Origin of the sequence: Bradyrhizobium sp. CCBAU 21365 (assembly GCF_015291305.1) — a bacterium.
GTDB lineage: Bacteria > Pseudomonadota > Alphaproteobacteria > Rhizobiales > Xanthobacteraceae > Bradyrhizobium > Bradyrhizobium elkanii.
Map to the genome: position 1 here is coordinate 551,669 of NZ_CP030036.1, position 17,879 is coordinate 569,547.

At 65.2% G+C, this 17,879-nt stretch carries 13 protein-coding genes; 8 read left to right on the top strand and 5 right to left on the bottom strand.

What is annotated here, in order from left to right; genetic code table 11:
* Nucleotides 1–69: 69 nt before the first annotated feature.
* From XI02_RS02565 to XI02_RS02590, 6 genes are all read left to right on the top strand, one after another.
* Nucleotides 70–1,647, top strand: a complete 1,578-nt coding sequence (locus XI02_RS02565) for an ABC transporter substrate-binding protein (protein ID WP_069279708.1) — start codon at nucleotides 70–72, stop codon at nucleotides 1,645–1,647.
* Nucleotides 1,644–2,645 (top strand): ABC transporter permease, encoded by a 1,002-nt coding sequence (locus XI02_RS02570; RefSeq protein ID WP_172646057.1) that lies wholly within the window; start codon nucleotides 1,644–1,646, stop codon nucleotides 2,643–2,645. Before XI02_RS02565 ends, XI02_RS02570 begins: the two co-directional genes overlap by 4 nt.
* Entirely contained in the window at nucleotides 2,645–3,478 is an 834-nt protein-coding gene (locus XI02_RS02575) for an ABC transporter permease (RefSeq protein WP_069279706.1), read from the top strand. The genes XI02_RS02570 and XI02_RS02575 overlap by 1 nt, the downstream gene beginning before the upstream one ends.
* Complete coding sequence (locus XI02_RS02580) at nucleotides 3,475–5,163, top strand: ABC transporter ATP-binding protein (protein WP_172646056.1); 1,689 nt, start codon at nucleotides 3,475–3,477, stop codon at nucleotides 5,161–5,163. Before XI02_RS02575 ends, XI02_RS02580 begins: the two co-directional genes overlap by 4 nt.
* Nucleotides 5,160–6,461, top strand: a complete 1,302-nt coding sequence (locus tag XI02_RS02585; protein WP_172646055.1) for an ArgE/DapE family deacylase — start codon at nucleotides 5,160–5,162, stop codon at nucleotides 6,459–6,461. The genes XI02_RS02580 and XI02_RS02585 overlap by 4 nt, the downstream gene beginning before the upstream one ends.
* A gap of 75 nt (nucleotides 6,462–6,536) precedes the next feature.
* Nucleotides 6,537–7,172, top strand: a complete 636-nt coding sequence (locus tag XI02_RS02590; protein ID WP_172646054.1) for a pyridoxamine 5'-phosphate oxidase family protein — start codon at nucleotides 6,537–6,539, stop codon at nucleotides 7,170–7,172.
* Between the two features lie 92 nt (nucleotides 7,173–7,264).
* Here the strand turns inward: XI02_RS02590 and XI02_RS02595 are convergent, their stop codons facing one another.
* The 5 genes from XI02_RS02595 to XI02_RS02615 all read right to left on the bottom strand — a co-directional run bounded on the left by XI02_RS02595 (nucleotide 7,265) and on the right by XI02_RS02615 (nucleotide 15,723).
* Nucleotides 7,265–8,554, bottom strand: coding sequence for an IS4 family transposase (locus XI02_RS02595; protein WP_018269112.1), 1,290 nt, complete (start codon nucleotides 8,552–8,554; stop codon nucleotides 7,265–7,267).
* Between the two features lie 488 nt (nucleotides 8,555–9,042).
* Complete coding sequence (locus XI02_RS02600; protein ID WP_172646053.1) at nucleotides 9,043–12,195, bottom strand: efflux RND transporter permease subunit; 3,153 nt, start codon at nucleotides 12,193–12,195, stop codon at nucleotides 9,043–9,045.
* A 13-nt stretch (nucleotides 12,196–12,208) separates the two neighbouring features.
* Entirely contained in the window at nucleotides 12,209–13,126 is a 918-nt protein-coding gene (locus XI02_RS02605; protein WP_172646052.1) for an efflux RND transporter periplasmic adaptor subunit, read from the bottom strand.
* 245 nt (nucleotides 13,127–13,371) lie between these two features.
* Complete coding sequence (locus tag XI02_RS02610) at nucleotides 13,372–14,022, bottom strand: OmpA family protein (RefSeq protein WP_172646051.1); 651 nt, start codon at nucleotides 14,020–14,022, stop codon at nucleotides 13,372–13,374.
* A 141-nt stretch (nucleotides 14,023–14,163) separates the two neighbouring features.
* Nucleotides 14,164–15,723 carry a caspase family protein gene (locus XI02_RS02615; protein WP_194483364.1) on the bottom strand — a complete coding sequence of 520 codons (1,560 nt, stop codon included), beginning with the start codon at nucleotides 15,721–15,723 and terminating at the stop codon, nucleotides 14,164–14,166.
* A 390-nt stretch (nucleotides 15,724–16,113) separates the two neighbouring features.
* Here XI02_RS02615 and XI02_RS02620 point away from each other — a divergent pair, with 390 nt between their 5' ends.
* Entirely contained in the window at nucleotides 16,114–16,920 is an 807-nt protein-coding gene (locus tag XI02_RS02620) for an N-acyl homoserine lactonase family protein (RefSeq protein WP_016843242.1), read from the top strand.
* A 60-nt stretch (nucleotides 16,921–16,980) separates the two neighbouring features.
* Nucleotides 16,981–17,862, top strand: a complete 882-nt coding sequence (locus XI02_RS02625) for an NAD(P)-dependent oxidoreductase (RefSeq protein WP_172646049.1) — start codon at nucleotides 16,981–16,983, stop codon at nucleotides 17,860–17,862.
* Nucleotides 17,863–17,879: the final 17 nt, after the last annotated feature.

Below are 17,879 nucleotides of genomic sequence, written 5' to 3' on the forward strand. Positions count from 1 at the left end.
TGGCAACAATGCCTCACCCCGCGGCATTCGCCGAAATCGAATGTGAGAGCGCGGAGACGGAGAGGTCCGATGAACAGACGCGAATTCACCAAGGCAATGCTGGCCTGCGGTGCAGCCATCCCGTTCGGCATCACGCGGGCGGCGGGCCAGACCCGCGGTGGAACGCTCAACACCATCATCCAGCCTGAGCCGCCGGTTCTGGTGACCGCGCTGAACCAGCAGCAGCCGACCTTGACGCTCGGCGGCAAGATTTACGAAGGCCTGCTGAAATACGGCGCCGATCTCAAGCCGATGCCCGGCATGGCGCAATCGTGGGAGGTCTCGCCCGACGGCCTGACCTATACGTTCAAGCTGTTTCCGGGCATCACCTTCCACGACGGCAAGCCGATGACCTCGGAGGACGTGGTCTTCAGCTGCATGAAGCTGCTGGTGGAGACGCACCCGCGCGCACGGCAAAACTTCGCCCGCGTTGCGTCGGCGGAGGCGCCCGATCCGCTCACCGTCGTGTTCAAATTGAAGCAGCCGTTCGCGCCCTTCATCGGCTGCTTCGATTGCACGTCCGCCCCGATCGTGCCCAAGCACATCTATGACGGCACCGACTACCGCAAGAACCCGGAGAACGACAAGGCGATCGGCACCGGCCCCTTCAAGCTGAAGGAGTGGGTGCGCGGCTCGCATGTTCATCTCGTCCGCCACGACGGCTACTATCAGAAGGACCAGCCCTATCTTGACGAGATCGTCTACCGCGTGATTCCGGATGCGGCCTCGCGCGCGCTGGCGCTCGAGAACGGCACGGTGCAGCTCGTGCAATGGTCCGACGTCGAATTCTATGACGTCCAGCGCTTCAAGGCGCAGAAGAATCTCGAATTCACCACCAAGGGCTACGAGTATTTCGCGCCGCATCAGTGGCTCGAAATGAACAACCGCATCGCGCCGATGAACGACAAGCGGTTCCGGCAGGCGGTGATGCACCTGATCGATCGCGAGGCGTTCAGCAAGCGGGTCTATTTCGGCAACGCCAAGGTGGCGACCGGACCGATCTCGTCGAAGACGCGGTTCTACGATCCGAACGTGAAGCGCTACGAGTTTTCGGTCGACAAGGCCAAGGCCCTGCTCGACGACATGGGATTGAAGCCTGGCGCCAACGGCAAGCGCGCCGAGATCAAATATATCGTGCCGCCCTATGGCGAGTCCTATCAGCGGGCCGGCGAATTCTTTCGCCAGAGTTTTGCGCGGGTCGGCATCGATCTCGTGCTTGTCGGCACCGACATGGCCGGATGGGCCGAGAAGGTCGGCAACTGGGATTATGAGATGACCCAGAATCTGCTCTACCAGCTCGGCGATCCCGCGCTGGGCGTCGCCCGCACCTATATTTCGTCGAACATCAAGAAGGGCATCCTGTTCTCCAACACGCAGGGCTATTCGAATCCCGAGGTCGACAAACTGTTCGACGAGGCAGCGGTGACGCTCGATGAAGCCAAGCGCCAGGAGCTCTACAGCAAGGTGCAGCAGATCCTGGTCGAGGATGTGCCGGTGGCCTGGACGCTCGAGATCGAATATCCCATCATCTACGACAAGGCGTTCAAGAACATCGTGACGACGGGCATCGGCTCGCACGAAACCTTCGGGTCGGTCTACAAATCGTGACCCGGCTCGGCAGCGCCGCGGCGATCGGACTTCAGGCGGTCAGCCGCATCGCCCAGCTCGTCGCCGTGATCCTCGTCATCGCGACGTTCAACTTCGTGCTGGTGCGGGCCGCACCCGGCGATCCGGCCCAGGTCATGGCCGGGCAATCCGGCGCGTCCGATCCAAAACTGCTCGACGACCTGCGCAAGGAATATGGCCTCGACAAGCCGTATTTCGTGCAGCTTGCGAGCCACCTCAGCCGTGTCGTCAAGCTCGACCTCGGCTATTCCTACCGCCAGCGCCGCCCGGTCGTCGATCTCATCCTCGAGCGGCTTCCGGCGACGCTTCTCTTGACCGTGACGGCCTTTTGCCTCGCGCTCCTGATCGGCACCGCGCTCGGCGCGCTGGCCGGGCTCGCGGCGGGCAGCGTGCTCGACACGGTGTTCACCGTGCTCTCGCTCGTGCTCTACGCGACGCCGGTGTTCTGGCTCGGCCTGATGCTCGTGCTGGTGTTCTCGGTGACGCTCGGCTGGCTGCCGCCGTTCGGCTACGAGACCATCAACGTCCAGCTCTCGCCGGTCGAGCATGCGCTCGACATCATGAAACACATGATCATGCCGGTGACCTCGCTGGCGGCGATCTATCTGGCGATCTATGCGCGGCTGATGCGCTCCTCGATCATCGAGGTCGCGCAGCAGGATTTCATCAAGACCGCGCGCGCCAAGGGCTTGTCCGGAACGCGCATCGTGGTCGGCCATATGCTGCGCAATGCGCTGGTGCCGGTCGTCACCGTCGCCGGCATGCAGGCCGGCGCGCTGGTCGGCGGCGCCGTGGTGATCGAGACGGTGTTTGCCTGGCCGGGCCTTGGCCGCCTGACCTTCGAGGCGCTGCTGCAGCGCGACTATCCGGTCCTGCTCGGCATCTTCCTGATCCTTTCGATCGTCGTGATCGCGCTCAACCTGCTCACCGACCTGGTCTACCGGCTGATCGATCCCCGCATGACCACGGGGGCGGCGTGATGGACACGGTGCGCGCCTTCCTGCGTCATCCGAGCGGAATGATCGGCCTCGTCCTGCTGCTCGTCGTCATTGTCGTCGCGATCATTGCGCCGATCGCGTTTCCGGTCTCGCCCTGGGAGATGGTCGGCGCGCCGTTCACGCCGCCCGGCGAGGACGGATTATGGCTCGGCGGCGATACGCTCGGCCGCGACGTCGCCGCCGGGGTCGCCTATGGCGCGCGCGTCTCGCTCCTGATCGGCATCGCCTCGGCGCTCGCGGCGATGGCGATCGGCGTCGTGATCGGCGCGATCTCCGGCTATTTCGGCGGCAAGATCGATCTGGTGCTGATGCGGATGACGGAATTGTTCCAGACCATTCCGGCCTTCGTGCTGGCCATCCTGCTGGTCGCGACCTTCAATCCGTCGCTGCTGACGATCATCCTGACCATCGGCGCGGTGAGCTGGCCGCCGCTGGCGCGGCTCACGCGCGCCGAATTCCTCCGTCTGCGGCACCGCGAATTCGTCGAGGCCGCGCTGTGCCAGGGTGAACGCACCTGGCGCATCGTGCTCGGCCATATCCTGCCGAACGCGATCTCGCCGATCCTGGTGGTGACGTCGCTGACGGTTGCCACCGCGATCCTGCTGGAAAGCGCGCTGTCCTTCATGGGACTCGGTGATCCCAATCTGATGTCGTGGGGCTTCATGATCGGCGCGGGCCGCACCGTGATCCGGAATGCGTGGTGGATGAGCGTGTTTCCCGGCCTTGCCATCCTCGTCACCGTGCTGGCGATCAACCTGTTCGGCGAGGGACTGTCGGACGTCCTCAACCCGCGCGTCTCGAGGCGCCGGTCATGAGCGAAGCCATGCAGTCCGGCGCGCCTGTTCTTGCCGTCGAGGGCCTGTCGATCGCGCTCCCCAAGGGGGGCGACCGGCCCTTCGCGGTCGAGAATGTGTCGTTTGAAATCAGGCCAAACGAGGTGGTTTGCCTGGTCGGCGAATCCGGCTCCGGCAAGTCGATGATCGCGCATGCGGTGCTGTCGCTGTTGCCGCGGGGCGTCGACATCGCGTCCGGCGCCGTGACGGTCGCAGGGCAGGATCCGTCGATGCTCGACGGCCGCGCCCTCCGCAAGCTGCGCGGCGGCAACGCCGCGATGATCTTTCAGGAGCCGTTGTCCTCGCTCAATCCGCTGAAGCGCGTCGGCAGGCAGATCGAGGAGATGATCCTGGCGCACCAGCGGCCTGCGCCCTCGGTGACCGAAGTCCGCGAGCGGGTGCTGACGCTGCTGACCCAGGTCGGGCTGCCGAATCCGCAGCTGCTGGAAAAGAGCTACCCGTTCGAGCTTTCCGGCGGCCAGCGCCAGCGCGTGATGATCGCGATGGCGATGGCCAACCGCCCCGCGCTCCTGATCGCGGACGAGCCGACCACCGCGCTCGATGTCACGACCCAGCGCCAGATCCTGCGCCTGATCGACGATCTCCGGCGCGAGCGCGGCATGGGCGTGCTGCTGATCACCCATGATTTCGGCGTTGTCGCCGACGTTGCCGACCGCGTCGTGGTGCTGCGCCATGGCAAGGTGGTCGAGCAGGGCACAGCCAGCGAGGTGCTTCGCAATCCGCAGGCCGCCTACACGCGCGAATTGATCGACGCGGTGCCGAAGGCGCGCCTCGCCGACATTCACGAGGCCATCGTGCGCCCCGAGCCGTTGCTCGAGGTCATCGGCCTGCAAAAGACCTTTCGGGTCAAGCGCGGCTGGCTGCAGCCGCCACGTGAGGTGATCGCCGCTGATGGCGTCTCGCTGACGCTGCACGAGGGTGAGACGCTTGCGGTGGTCGGCGAATCCGGCTCCGGCAAGTCGACGCTCGGGCGCATGATCATGCGGCTGACCGAACCTGACGCCGGCGCCATCCGCTTTGGCGGCGCGGATCTCCGGCAACTGCGCGGCGAGGCGTTGCGCCAGGCGCGGCGCCAGCTCCAGATCGTGTTCCAGGATCCGTTTGCCAGTCTCGATCCGCGCCAGAAGGTCGGCGATGCCATCGCGCGCGGCCCGATGGCCTATGGCACGTCACGGGCCGAGGCGATGGCGCAGGCGAACAAGCTCCTGGTGCGGGTCGGCCTGTCGGCGATCGCCGCCGATCGCTACCCGCACGAATTTTCCGGCGGCCAGCGCCAGCGCATCTGCATCGCGCGGGCGCTGGCGCTGAAGCCGCGGGTTCTGATCGCCGACGAGGCGGTGTCGGCGCTGGACGTCTCGGTGCAGGCCCAGGTGCTGGCGCTGCTCGCCGAGTTGCGCCAGGAGATGCGGCTTGCGATGATCTTCATCACGCACGATTTGCGGATTGCCGCCGAGATCGCCGACCGCGTCATCGTCCTGCAGAAGGGGCGTATCGTCGAGGAAGGCACCACCGCCGACGTGTTCACCGCGCCGCGCCAAGCCTACACCCGCGATCTGCTCGACGCGATTCCCGGGCGCGATTTCTTCGACCAGCCGGGCTTTGCGGCCGCGGCCGATGCACGCCCCACAGCAAGGATCAATTCATGACCGACAGCCGTTCAGTCCCCCTTCCGGCCGGCGCGCGCGAGCGCATCGAGGCGGCTGTCGACGCCGCCTTCGAGCAGCAGATCGCGACCACGATCGCCTTCTCGTCGATTCCCAGCACGCGCGGCCAAGAAGGTCCCTGTCAGGACATGTTCGCGAAGCTGCTGCGCGAGCGCGGCTATGAGGTCGACGACTGGGTCGTCAATCAGGACGAGCTGAAGACGCTGCCCGGCTACGGGCCGGTCGAGACCGATTTCTCCCGCGCGCGGACCGTCGTCGGCACCTATCGGCCGGCGCGCGAGGAGGGACGTTCGCTGATCCTTCAGGGGCATTGCGACGTGGTGCCGGTCGGGCCGCTCGACATGTGGGAGCGGCCGCCGTTCCAGCCGGTGGTCGAGGACGGCTGGCTCTATGGCCGCGGCACCGGCGACATGAAATCGGGCACCATTGCCGCGCTCTACGCGCTCGATGCGGTGAAGGCCGCGGGCTTTGCGCCGAAGGGCCGCATCCATCTGCAATCCGTGATCGAGGAGGAGAGCACCGGTCTCGGCGCGCTCTCGACCCTGCAGCGCGGCTACCGTGCCGATGCCTGCCTGCTGCCGGAGCCGACCGAGGAACGGTTGATGCGCGCCCAGGTCGGCGTGATCTGGTTTCGCCTCAGGGTTCGCGGAATCCCGGTCCATGTCGCGCGCGCCGGCACCGGCTCCAGCGCCATCCGCGCCGCTTATCATTTGATCGGCCATCTCGACGCGCTGGAGGCGGAGTGGAACGAGCGTGCCAAGTCGCATCGCTACTTCGGCGCGGTGCATCACCCGCTCAACTTCAATCCCGGCATCATCAAGGGCGGCGATTGGGCCTCCAGCGTGCCGGCGTGGTGCGACGTGGATTGCCGGATCGGCATCCTGCCGGGGTGGAAAATCGCCGACTGCCAGGCCGAGATCGTCGAGTGCGTGACCAAGGCCGCCCGGGCCCATCCGTTCCTCGCCAACAATCCGCCGGAGATCGTCTGGTCCGGCTTCCTGTCGCCGGGCTACGAGGCCACCGAGGTGCAGGAGAGCGAGGCCGTCCTCGGCTCGGTCTACGAGCATGTGTTCGGGCGCGAGCTGACGGATTTTCCCTCGACCGCGCTGACGGATGCGCGCTTCTATGGCCTGGACTATGGCGTTCCCGCATTCTGCTTCGGCGCCAGGATGGAGAACGCGCACGGCTTCAATGAACGGGTCCAGCTCGATTCGCTGAAGAAGGTGACCAAGGCCTACGCCCTCTTCGTCGCGAGCTGGTGCGGGATCGATAGAGCATGATCCGGAAAAGTGCGAAGCGGTTTTCCGGCAAGATCATGCTCAACGAATTGAGACAAACCAAACGGGAGGTTCGCTATGGGTGACCAGAATGCAGGCGGCAAGCCGCCGGTCAAATCGCAGGAGGATCTTCGTGCGCATTTCGGGCAATTGAGCCCGCTCGCCGAGAAAAAGGTGCTCTACCATCTCGACAGGTTCTGCCGCGACTTCATCGCGCTGTCGCCGTTCCTTGTCATCGCCTCCAGCGACGGCAAGGGGCATGCCGACGCCAGCCCGCGCGGCGATGCGCCGGGCTTCGTTTCCGTGCTCGACGACAAGACGCTGCTGATCCCGGATCGGCGCGGCAACAACCGGGTCGATACGTTCGGCAATATCATCGCTTCGCCCGGGATCGGGCTGATCTTCATGGTGCCCGGCATCAACGAGACGCTGCGCGTCAACGGGCGCGCCGAAATCTCGCAGGAGCCGGACCTGTTGACGCCGCTGACGGTGCAGAAGGTCACGCCGATCATCGGCCTCAAGGTGCATGTCGACGAGACCTACTTCCACTGCGGCAAGGCGCTGATGCGCTCGAAGCTCTGGAATCCCGCCGCGCAAGTCGAGCGCCACAGCTTTCCGACGCTCGGCCGGATCATCGCCGAACAGACCGCCGCGATCGAGGTCGAGGTCGCCGAGAAGGCGATGGAAGAGGCCTATCGGACGCGGCTGTATTAGAACTTGAGATCACCCGCATGCGCAGGCGATGACACCGCCTGGTGTGACGCCTTGAATCGATATCCTTCCTCACCGTCGTCCCTGCGAAAGCACTAGGGCATGCACATATCTCTGAGGCTCCATCCTGCTGCGACGGCCAGGAAGTATTCGAGGCCATTTTTGAAGGTGATGGGGCCTGGAGGTTTAGACGACGGGTAGCCGTCCCAACCGCCAAGGCGGCCGATGATCCAGGCTGCCCAGGTGAGGCTGTCGGGCGGATGTGGGTTTTTCAGTCGCTTGCTCCTGGCCTCGAGTTGCCGGTTGAGGGCGGCAAGCGCGTTGATCTCGTTGTCGTTGAAGGCAACGCGAATGGGCTGCTGACCGCCATCGCGCGCTTGCAGAAGCTGGATGGTGATGACGGCTGCCTTGGCGGCGATAGCGACCAGTTTGAGGAGACGATCGGCGGTTCCGATCTGGCTGTCTTCGAGCTTGAGGCCTTGCGTCTTCAGGACGCGGAAGAACTGCTCGATGATCCAGCGCTGCTTGTACCATTCGACGATACGCCAGGCGTCGTCGACGGTGGCGATCTCGTGAGAGGTGATCAGACGCCAGTGCAGCGGCTCTGCGCCGGGCCCGGCATTGATCTCGCACACGTCGACCACCGCCAGCGGCAAGCTTTTCGGCAAATGGCGCAGGAACTTGCTCTGCGGGCGGGCAAGCTCGATTGCGCCAAAGCGGAGTTCGAGATGGGCCTGACGTGCCGGTCGCGCCGCGCGCGCAGGCAGTTGGATCGCCCTCCGATCCACCACAGGCATGGCGTCGGTGGCCTCATACAGGCCGGTGCGGTCGGCAAGCTTGCGATCATGCATGCTGCGCGCGATGACATGGAAGTGCTGCTCGGCCGAGCTGGCATAAAGGGCAAAGATATCGCTCTCGCGATCACCGAGGACCGTCACCGTTCCGGCAGCGGTGAGCAGCGGCTTGGCCGCAATGGCGGTGGATATCCAGCGTTGCGATTCCTTGTCAGACAAGTCACGTGCGTCATGCGTCGTGGTGCGACGCCCCTGGCGCGTCCATACCTGCCCACTCAAAAGTCCAAGACAGCTGCCATCGTCGGCATCCACGGCCAGCAGCGGATGCAGCAGCACGCCGTGGTTATTGCCCTTGCCGATTTCGCCGAGCCCGCGCCGGCGTTGCGGCGTGGTGTTGAAGTGGATCTCGCTGGTGTCCTGGATCGCCAGCACATGGCGGCCCTCTACCGCGGCAACCGTGCTGTCGCCCCAGCTTTCGATGATCCGCTCCGCCGTCACCTTGTCGTGGCCGAGAAAGCGGTTGAACCGCACCTCCAGCGCACGATCACCCCTGGAAAGCCGCCGCAGGCAGACCGTCTTGCCCGCAACCATGCGTTCGACGAGCGCCGCCCCCCTTTATCGAGACGACGATCCCCGAACCGTCCTAACGTCCAGTCAATTCGTAACAACACCCGACACCCCCGTCCAACCTGGAGCGTCGCAATAGAAATCACACGGATCGCCGATTCTGGAATCCCCTGTCTCCATCCCGAGTCAATCCGCCGCACCAAATACGTGCATGCTCTAGTGCGAAAGCAGGGACCCATAACCACGACCGCCGATTGCTGGACGATGCTGAAACAACGAGTCCCTTCAACGAGGTCTGCCGCGGAGTATGGGTCCCTGCTTTCGCAGGGACGACGTGTTGGAGGACACACCATGATTTCGGAATAATGGAAAAATATCGCTGATTTGCCCGACGTGTCAAGTCGCCGTGTCGAATGCCGGCCGCCGTCGGCTCCTTTGCATGGGGTTGTTTTCGATATTTTGGAGTACGTCATCTCGTACGGGTCGCACCGCTGGCGCGGCGCGGCCTCAGCTCATTCCGCAGCAGGCGAGATCATGTTCGGCGGGCCGGGCGGCCGCTTGGTCTCGTCAGCCTGCTTCTCGTTCGGCGTCAGCTCGTGGTCGGCATGCGAGACCACGAACCGTTTGCCGAAGCGCCAGATCAGGCTGCCGATGTCGTCCATCACCATGAACATCGCCGGCACGAACACCAGCGACAGCGCGGTCGAGAAGATCAGGCCGCCGATCACCGCGAGCGCCATCGGCGAGCGGAATTCGCCGCCGGCACCGAACGCGAGCGCTGACGGCGTCATGCCGGCGGCCATCGCGATCGTGGTCATTACGATCGGGCGGGCGCGCTTCATGCCGGCATCGATCATGGCTTCCTCGCGCGCCTTGCCGTCGCGGATCGCCTCGACCGCGAATTCCACCAGCATGATGGCGTTCTTGGTGACGATGCCCATCAGCATCAGGATGCCGATCCACACCGGCGTGGTGAGCTGCTTGCCGGTCAGCAGCAGAGCGCCGATCGCGCCGCCGATCGAGAGCGGCAGCGAGAACAGGATGGTGATCGGCTGCAGGAAGGTGCCGAACAGCAGCACCAGCACCGCATAGACCATCATCAGGCCGGCCGTGATCGCGGTGGCGAAGCCGTCGGACAGCTCGGCGAGGCTCTCGGCGTCGCCGGACGGGCTGACCTTCACGCCCTTCGGCAGGCTCTTCATGACCGGCAGGTCGTAGATCAGCTTGGTGGCGTCGCCGAGCGCGGCATTGCCGACGAGGTCGGCGGCGACGGTGGCCTGCCGCTCGCGGTCATAGCGGTTGATGCTGGTCGGGCCCTGGTCGAGCTGGATGTCGGCGACGACGGAGAGCGGCACGCCGCCGCGTTCGCCGCGCTGGCCGAGCGGCACCCGCAGCTGCTCCAGCATCTGCAGGTCGCTGCGCGCATTGTCCTCGAGCTGGACGCGGATCGGCACCTGGCGGTCGCCGGCGTCGAACTTCGCCAGCGCCGGACCGACGTCGCCGATGGTGGCGACGCGGATGGTCTGCGACAGGCTCTCGGTCGAGACGCCGAGCCGGGCCGCGAGTTCGGCGCGCGGGCGGATCCGCAGCTCGGGCCGGTCGAGCGCGGTCTCCGAGATCACGTTGGCGATGATCGGAATCCGCTTCATCTGCGTCGCCAGTTCGCTGGCGACGTTGTTGACGATGTTGCTGTCGGTGCCGGTGACGACCAGCGAGATCGCGCGCAAGCCGTTCTCGTCGAGGAACCAGAACCTGATATCCGGGACGTTATCGAGCTCCTTGCCGATCGACAGTTCGAGCTCGCGCTGGGTGATCTTGCGGTCGGCCTTCGGCGTGTAGTTGATGATCAGCGAGGCGCGGCGCACCTCCTGCAGGCCCGGCGGCACCCGGCCGCCGTCGACGAACACGCTTCGTACCTCGGGCCGCTTGCGCAGCCGCGCCACGATCTCCTCGGTGACCTTCTCGGTGTAAGCGAGCTGCGAGCCGGGCGGCAGCTCCATCGCGAGCAGCGAGCGCGCGGTGTCCTGCGCCGGCAGGAAGCCCTGCGGCAGCAGCGTGATGCTCCAGATCGACGCGGCGAAGATCGCAAAGCCGATCAGTACGGTGACGAAGTAATGCTTCACCGACCAGGTGACGAGGCTGTGATAGCCGCGCAGGATCGGGCCGGGCGGCGGATCGTCGTGGTCATGATGCTTGAGGAAATAGGCGGCCAGCATCGGCGTCACGAAGCGTGCGGCGAGCAGCGAGAAGAACACCTGCACCGACACGGTGATGCCGAACTGCTTGAAGAACTGCCCGGCAATGCCGGACATGAAGCTCGCCGGCGCGAAGATCGCGATGATGGTGAGCGAGATCGCGATCACCGCAAGGCCGATCTCGTCGGCGGCTTCGAGGGCGGCACGATAGGGCGTCTTGCCCATCCGCATGTGGCGGACGATGTTCTCGATCTCGACGATGGCATCGTCGACCAGGATGCCGGTCGACAGCGTGATGGCGAGAAAGGAGACGAGGTTGAGCGAGAAGCCGAGCAGGTCCATCGCCCAGAATGCCGGGAAGATCGACAGCGGCAGCGAGACCGCCGCGATGATCGTGGCGCGCATGTCGCGCAGGAACAGCAGCACGATGATCACGGCGAGGATCGCGCCCTCGAACAAGGTCGAGATCGCGGCCTCGTAATTGCCCTTGGTGAACTCGACCGAGGTGTCGATCAGCTTCAGGTCGACGTCGGGATAGGCCACCTTCAGCGCGTCGATCCGCTTCTGCACCGCGGCCGCGACGACGACGTCGCTGGCGCCCTTGGAGCGCTTGATGCCGAGCGCGACCACCGGCTCGCCGTTGAAACGGGCGAAGGTGCGCCGGTCGGCGATGGTGTCGGTGACAGTGCCGAGATCGTCGAGCCGGATCTCGCCGCCGCCGAACAGCGGGATCATGGTGCCGGCGAGCTCGTTCAGCGTCTTGGCGCCGGCGAGCGTGCGGATCGCCTGGTCGTTCTTGCCGATCTCGGCGCGGCCGCCGGCGACGTCGACATTGGTGCCGCGCAGGATCTGGCTGACATTGACCGCGGTGAGCCCCACCGCCTGCAGCTTGTCGGGATCGAGCGAGACCAGGATCTCGCGCTCGACACCGCCGATGCGCTCGACCTGGGCGACGCCGCGCACGCCCTGCAGCGCGCGCTTGACCACGTCGTCGACGAAATAGGACAGCTGCTCCGGCGTCTTGCCGGGCGAGATCGCGGCATAGGTCACGATCGGCAGGCCGATCACGTCGACGCGCTGGATCAACGGCTCGGTGACATTCTGCGGCAGGTTGGCGCGCACGCGGGTCACCGCGTCCTTGACGTCGTTGAGTGCGCGGTCGGTGTTGGTCTCCAGCGCGAACTGGATCGTGGTCACCGACAGGCCGTCGGTGATCGAGGAGGAGATGTGGCGCACGCCCTCGACGCCGGAGACGCCGTCTTCGATGGTCTTGGTGACCTGCGATTCAAGTTCCGACGGCGCGGCGCCGAATTGCGAGACCGCGACCGAGATCACCGGAATGTCGGCGCTCGGCAGCCGGGTCACCGCGAGCTTGGTGAAGGAGACCCAGCCCAGCACGAGCAGGATGATCGAGAAGACGATCGAGGGAAGCGGGTTCCGGATCGACCATGCCGAGATGTTCAAAGCCATTAGCGTGTCCGAATTACCGTGATCGCGTGCGATCGAGTTCGTCGGCGAACATGGTCTTGATCTGGTCGCCGTCATGCAGCGAGGTGCCAGCGTCGGCCACGACGATTTCGCCGACGTCGAGGCCTTCAAGGATTTCGGTCGAGGTGTCGGAGGTCAGCCCGACGCGCACCCTGCGGGTCTCGACGGTGTTGCCCTTCACGACCTGCAGGGTCAGGCGGTCGATCGCGGTGCGCGGCACCGCGACGCCGCAGGAGCGCTTGGCGTCGATATTCGCGCGCGCGAACATGCCGACCTTCAGCGTCGGATTGTTGTTGATGGTGATGCGGACGTGGCCGAGCTGGGTGGTGCGGTCGATCTGCGGCGAGATCTGGCGGACCTTGCCGACCATGTCGGGCGCATCGTCGCGGCTGATCCGCACATTGGCGCCGGGATTGAGCTTCAGGAGCTGGAAGCCCGGCACCTCGGCGTCGAGCTCGATCTCGTTGTTGATGGAGATCTTGAACATCGGCGGCGCCTGCGGCGAGGCCGGCGCGCCGGGCGCGGTGCGCACTTCGGTGACGAGGCCGGCCGCCGGCGCCCGCAGCACAAGCGGCTTGGCATTGGCCTGTGCGGCCTGCTGCGGCGGCGGGGTCAGCCTTGCTAGTTCCTGGTTCTCGGTGACCGTGTCACCCTCGCGGACCAACACGTCGATGACCTTGGAGCCGTCCTGGTCGACATTCACCTGCGCCTCGCGGCGCGGCACGATGAAGCCGGTGACGCGGACCATGTCGGAGAAGCACGCATTGGTCGACTTCGTCACCACGACCAGCGCCTGGCCCGGCGTCTCCTTCTCCTCCGGATGGGAGCGGTGCTCGAACGCGTAATAGGCGATCGCGAGGGCGAGGAAAAACACCGTGCCGAGCGCAGGCTTGAGGTATTGGGAAAAATTCATCGCCTGATCAATCCAGAGCTTGGCGCATCATGGGTGTTGGTCGAAGTCTCATCACGCTCGCTATCGTACTGCTTGGGCATTCGGAAGGCCGGTGCCATTGTTCCGGATCATGCCCTGACGTCATGTGAGGCGGGGCACCTGTGGGCCGCTTTGGGTCTCGGCCCAACGGCATTGGCCCAAAAGCAATGCGCCCCGCCGGGGTGCGGGGCGCATTGTATCCTCAAAAACACAGTCCGCCACGCCCATCACTTGGCGGCGGTGGCCTTGTTTTCCACGTTCACGACCTGCACGCGCCGGTTCACTTCCGCCATCGGGTGGCTCGGGTCCTTCAGCTTGCTCTTGCCATAGCCGACGGTGACGAGATCGGTGCCGTTGATGCCGTATTTGTCGACGAGATAGCGCTTGATGGCGTCGGCGCGGCGCTCCGAGAGGCCCTGATTGTAGTCCTCGCCGCCGGCGGCGTCGGTGTGGCCGGCGACCACGAAGGTCGAGCCCTTCAGGTCCTGATTGGTCAAGGCGCGGCCGAGCGCCTGCACCGACGGCAGCGACTTGGCGCTGATGTCGGCGGAGTTGTAGTCGAAGTTGATCTCGAGATCGATCTTGGGCTTGTCCTGGACGATGGTCGCGATTTCCTCGCGTTCCGCCGAGGACAGCGAGCGGGTGGCGCGGCCGCGGACGCTCTGCACGAATTTGGCCTGGTCGGCATTCAGCTCGGGCGAGGTGGCCTGCGGGCCGGCCGAAAGGCCGCGGGTCAGCGGCTCCTTGTCGGGCGTCAGTGCCTTGATGATCTGATCTTCGGTGACGTCGCCGGCGCAGGCGACGGCCATGCCGAACGACAGCGCGACGCCAACGGCCATGATTGAAACGATCGCGGCCTTTGCCGACGGCTTGAACATTTCGGTCCCTCCTGCGCAAGCTGGCGCGGTTCCAGGCAACTATTCACATCGATCGCCGGCGTTGCTGCCCGGCACGCACCCTCTGATTAGTCGCGCAATTCCATCCGCGGTTCGAGCCGCGGGCAGGTCTTCGTCGATCTGTCACTGCACGCCGTAGTCGGCGAATTCCTTGACGATGTTCGGGTCCATCGCCTTGGCGTTGGCGATGTCGAGATCGCCCTCCGCGACCGCGCCGTTGCGCTGCTTGGCGAGCCCGCGTCCGTACAGCGACGAGGTCAGCCGCGGGTTGATCTTCAGCGCGGCGTCGAAATCGGCGATCGCGTTCTTGTTCTGCCCGCCCTTCAGGTTCATCAGCCCGCGGCTGTCGAGTGCATCGACGAAGTTCGGACGCAGCCGCAGCGCCTCGTTGCAGTCCTTCAGCGCCGCCTGCAGGTCGCCGATCACGGTGCGGACCCAGCAGCGGTTGTTATAGGCCTCGACATCCTTCGGATTCAGCCGTAGCGAATTGGTGAAGTCCTTCACCGCAAGGTCGTAGGCCCCCTTGCTGGCATAGACTTGGCCGCGGCGATACAGCGCCGCTGCGTCGTCGGGATTCTTGTCCAGCTTTTCGCTCAGGCTCTTGATCGTCGGATCATCGGCGAGCACGGGCGAATTGCTCGGCGCCGGCGTGGGCTGGATCACCACCGGCGGCGGAGCCGCGGGCGGCGGCAAGGCGATCTCGGGCGCCTTTGGCTGGGGTGGCGGTGCGGTCGGCGCTGCCGCAACCGGAGGCGTCGGCGGCGCTGGTGGTGGTGTCGGCGCTGTTGCCGCTGGTGGCGTCGGGGTTGCCGCGGGCGGTGTCGGCGTTGCTGCGGGCGGAGCCGGCGGAGGGGCGACCGGCGGTGCCGCTGCCACCTCGGGTGACGGCGACGCGGCGGGTGCCGGCGCAGCGTTCGACGGCCCGGCCGTGCCGGACGGAATGAACGAGAAATCCTCGGCCAGTGATGACGAGATCCACGGCACCTGTTCCTGCCGCGAGGCCCGGGTGACGCCGACGCGGGTGCGGTTCAGCGTTTCCTCGGCCATCAGGTCGGGGGTGCGGATCTCCTTCAGGAGTTCCCGCACGAACAGGCTGTGATCGCTGCCATTGTCGGAGACAACGGACGACAGCGCGGCCGAATACATCACCAATGTGCCGTTCGGCGCGATCACCGGGGCGAGCCCTGCCGAAAAGCTGCGGAAGCGCCGCTCGAACGGGTTGCGCCGCGAGGCGTCGATCAAGGCGATCTTCACCCCGGCGCCACGGCTGTTGATTTCGCCGAGCACGGTCTCGAGGCTGAAGCCGTCGCGGCGCACGTCGGCCTCGGCCCAGATCTGCGCATCGATCGGGATCATGTAGCTCTGCCGGTTCGACTGGATGCCGTAACCGGAGAAGAAGATCAGGGCGACCGAGCCCGGCTTGATCTTGCCGTAGAGGCGTTCGAAGGCGCGGCGCATGCCGTCGCCGGTCAGGTTCTCCCCGACCTCGACGGTGAAGCCATCGCGCTTGAGCTCTTCGGCGACATCACGTGCGTCGTTGGCCGGCTCCTTCAGCGGTGCATCGGCATCGGGATATTTGGCGTTGCCGATAACCAGCGCGAAACGGTCGCCGGCGGCGAAGGACAAAGTGGGCGCCGCGATTGAAAAAATCAGCGTGGCGAGCAAGGCAAGGCGGATTTTCATAATCGCAGCAAATCCAGATCGCGGCATTCCAATGAAACGGCGCCGCTTCCAGCCTGCGCCTCGGGAACCTTACTCTAGCGAAAATCCATTATCAAACCACGGCCAAACCCCCGTCAACGGCTCGCGGCAGCATCGTTTGTCGCGGTGATCCTGGTGAGACCGCAGTGCAACAGCATACGGTCATGGCGGCCATCGCCGTCACGGCATGGTGCTGGCTCCTGTGAGCCGATAATGTGCTTGCACTCACAACGGCTGTCGCCACCCTGTCATGCGCTCATCACGCGCCGCGCGGGTTTGACCTTTGCGCGAGGCGATGGCTTTGTGTTCGGGACGGCAGGCCATGCAAAGACAAGCCGTTCAAGACAGGCCTTGCAAACAAGAGCGAAACCGATGGGAAACGCCTACGAGATCTACGCCCTGCGCTATGCGACGATGTCGCCGCGCACGCCCCACCTCAACTTCCTGGTGCCCGATCCGCACGACACCACCGCGCAGGACCTGGATTATTTCGTCTGGCTGATCCGTGGCCATGGCCGCGACATCCTGGTCGACACCGGCTTCAACGCCGAGGAGGCCAAGGCGCGCGCCCGCAAGCTGACGCTCAACCCGGTCGATGCGCTGGCCGGTTTCGGCGTCAGTGCCGACAGCATCAAGGACGTCGTCGTCACCCATCTGCACTACGACCATGCCGGCAATCTGGATCGCTTCCCGAACGCCAAATTCCATCTGCAGGAACGTGAGATGAGCTACGCGACCGGCCGCTGCATGTGCAACGGCATGCTGCGGCATCCGTTCTCCATCGAACACGTCACGCAGATGGTGCGCCACGTCTATGGCGAGCGCGTCACCTTCCACTCCGGCGACGGCGAGATCGCGCCCGGCGTCACCGTGCATCGCGTCGGCGGCCATTCCGACGGCCTGCAGGTGGTGCGCATCGAGACCGCGCGCGGCCCGGTCGTGCTGGCGTCCGACGCCGCGCATTATTATGCGAACCTGCACAAGCGTAGCCCGTTCCCGATCGTCTACAATGTCGGCGACATGGCGCAAGGCTGGGAGACCGTCGAGCGACTGGCCGGTCATCCCGATCGCTTCATTCCCGGTCACGACCCGATCGTCAGCGAGATCTATCCGCGCGCCAGCGACAAGGTCGATGCGTTCGCGCTGCATCTGGCGCCGTCGCGATCGTTCGCGAAATAGCTTCGCCGATTCGGCGAGGCGCGTCTGCAACACGTCAAGAAACGTCAAAGAAGAAGCGACATGACTGACAATAAACCTCTCGGGTTCATCGGCCTCGGCGTGATGGGTGAGCCGATTTGCCGCAACCTGGTCAAGAAGAGCGGCAAGCGCGTTGTCGTGTTCGACCTCTCGGCCGAACCGCTGCAGCGGTTGCGCGCCGACGGTGCCGAGGTTGCGGCGTCGGTCGCCGACGTCATCAAGCAGAGCGACGTGCTGTTCCTCTGCTTGCCGAGCGCCAGGCACGTGCGCGCGGTGTTCGAAGGCGACGGCATCTTGAAGAACACGAGAAGCGGCCAGATCGTGGTCGATCTCGGCACGTCTTCAGTCAGCCAGACCCGCGATTTCGCGGCGCAGTTGCAGGCCAAGGGCGCGGCGTGGGTCGACGCGCCGATCGCGCGCACGCGGCAGGCGGCGCAGGACGGCACGCTCAGCGTGATGGTCGGCGCGGTGCCCGCGCTCTATGCCGCGATCGAGCCCTTGATCCGCTGCTTTGCCACCGACGTCACCAATTGCGGCGACGTCGGCGCCGGGCAGGTGACCAAGATTCTCAACAACATGGTGCTGTTCGAGACCGTGAATGCGCTGGCCGAGGCCGTCGCGGTGGCGAAGCACAATGGCGTCGATCCAAAACTGCTGCTGGAGACCTTGTCGAAGGGCTCGGCCGACAGCTTCGCGCTGCGCAACCACGGCATGAAGGCGATCGTGCCCGGCGTGTTTCCCGAGCGCGCATTCTCGACCGAATATGCGCTGAAGGATCTGTCCTACGCGCTGGAACTCGCCGTCGATGCCGGCATCAAGATCCGCGGCGCGGAGCTGATCGGCACGGTGCTGCAGGAAGCGATCGACGAGGGATCGAAGGACAATTATTTCCCTGTGATCGCCAAGCATATCGATCGGGCATAGCTCGCCCGTCGTCATTC